The 2181-nt window shown below is 44.0% G+C and carries 1 protein-coding gene and 1 pseudogene; both read left to right on the top strand.

Annotated features, from left to right (window positions below):
• Window positions 1-1790: ATP-dependent Clp protease ATP-binding subunit (locus tag Q7P41_RS08035; protein ID WP_303883335.1), on the top strand; the 1790-nt coding region annotated here is incomplete at its 5' end.
• A gap of 132 nt (window positions 1791-1922) precedes the next feature.
• A pseudogene (locus Q7P41_RS08040) lies at window positions 1923-2181 on the top strand (hypothetical protein); the annotation flags it as partial.

The following is a 2181-nucleotide window of genomic DNA, read 5'->3' on the forward strand; positions in this document are numbered from 1 at the left end:
AGGTGCCCGAGGTTCTCAAGAACAAACGAATTGTGCAACTTAACATTGGCAACCTTGTTGCAGGCACTAAGTATAGGGGCGAATTTGAGGAAAGAATGCGAAAGTTGATAAAGGAAGTTCGTGACTCGAAAGATGTCATCGTCTTCATCGATGAAATTCACACCTTAGTTGGAGCGGGAGGAGCAGAGGGAGCTGTAGATGCAGCAAATATTTTAAAACCAAGCCTTGCCAAGGGAGAATTCCAGGTCATAGGGGCTACAACGTTAGATGAGTATAGGAAATATATAGAAAGGGATCCCGCATTGGAGCGTAGGTTCCAGCCGGTTTACGTAGGCGAACCTACGATAGAGGACACTATTGAAATATTGAAAGGATTGCGTGATAAGTACGAAGCACACCATAGAGTAAAGATGACCGATGAAGCATTGGAAGCTGCTGCTAGGTTATCCGCTCGTTACATCACCGATAGGTATTTGCCTGATAAAGCGATAGACCTCATCGATGAAGCAGGGGCAAGGGTTCGTCTTTCCACCATGAATCCTCCTGATTCAATAAAAGAGCTAGAAAAGGAATTGGAAGCAGTAAGAAAGGAGAAGGAGGCCGCAGTTGCTTCTCAGGAATTTGAAAAAGCAGCTGCTTTGAGGGATAAAGAAAGGCAGCTATCCGAACAACTGGAGGAACAACGTAAAGCGTGGCAGGCGAAGAAATCACAGGAAGAGCCGGTTGTTGATGTGGACGATATTGCCGCGATCATATCTGAGTGGACAGGCATTCCCGTGGTACAGTTGACGGAAGAGGAAGCCCAACGTCTGCTTCGTATGGAAGAAGAAATTCACAAGCGCATAATCAATCAGGAAGAGGCCGTCTCCGTTGTAGCCAGAGCAATACGGAGGGCTAGAAGCGGTTTAAAAGATCCTAAGCGACCAATTGGAAGTTTTCTCTTTTTAGGGCCCACAGGAGTTGGTAAGACTGAATTAGCTAGAGCTTTGGCTGAGTTCATGTTTGGCGATGAGGACTTCATGGTGAGACTTGATATGAGCGAATTCATGGAGCGACACGAAGTCGCGAAGCTCATCGGCGCACCTCCTGGATATATTGGCTATGAAGAAGGCGGCAAGCTGACCGAAGCTGTGAGGAGGCGTCCTTACGCGGTTGTGCTTTTGGACGAGATTGAAAAGGCCCATCCCGACGTGTTCAATATATTTTTACAAGTTCTTGAAGATGGAAGGCTCACCGATGGACAGGGTCGTGTTGTAGATTTTAGAAATACGATCATCATAATGACCAGTAACCTGGGTGCTCAGGATTTAATGAAGGGGCCTGCTATCGGTTTTTCCGTGGATACGGAAAGCGAAATGGACTTTGAAGCTGCTAAGAAAAGTATCATGGAGGCCGTTAGAAAGACCTTTAGGCCGGAGTTCTTAAACAGAATTGACGAGATAGTCATTTTCAAACCGTTGGGTAAAAAGGAATTGCTTCAGATAATAGATCTTATGATTAAAGAGGTCGCAGATCGTTTAGCTAAAAAGGGATTGATCATAGATGTCACCGACGAAGCAAAGGATTTTTTGCTCAAGCAGGGATATGATCCAAAGTTTGGAGCACGACCGCTGAGAAGGGCGATACAAAGGTACCTCGAAGATAGATTGGCGGATATTCTGCTTGAAGGAAAAATTAAACCCGACAGCGTCATAAAAGTCGATGCAAGAGACGATGACTTAATCTTCATACCAGTGTCAGGGGGCGAAGACAGAGACTTAAAAAAAGCTGGTAGCAAACAAATTGCGTAGGCTAAACATCTGAGTGCAACAGAAGGTCACGGAGAGTTTCTTTTCCGTGACCTTCTGTTCTTATATTACTATTTGTTATATTATAATGTATGATATCCAACTAAATCTATTTGTTAAGGTGGTGCTGTAAATATGTATGGGTTTCCAATTTTTTGGTTGTTGTTTTTCTTTTTGCTGATCCATCCTTCCCTTAAACAGTGGAACTTGCAACGCACAAGACATGGGTTAATAAAAAAGCTTGAACAACAACGTAAGAGTCGGGTAATTACCTTGATCCATAGACAGGAATCTGTCGGTTTTCTTGGAATGTTTTCGAGGAACTTCATTAGCATTGAGGATTCCGAAGAAGTCTTAAGAGCCATAAAACTTACGCCCAAGGATATGCCCATTG

Source organism: Acetomicrobium mobile (assembly GCF_937920065.1).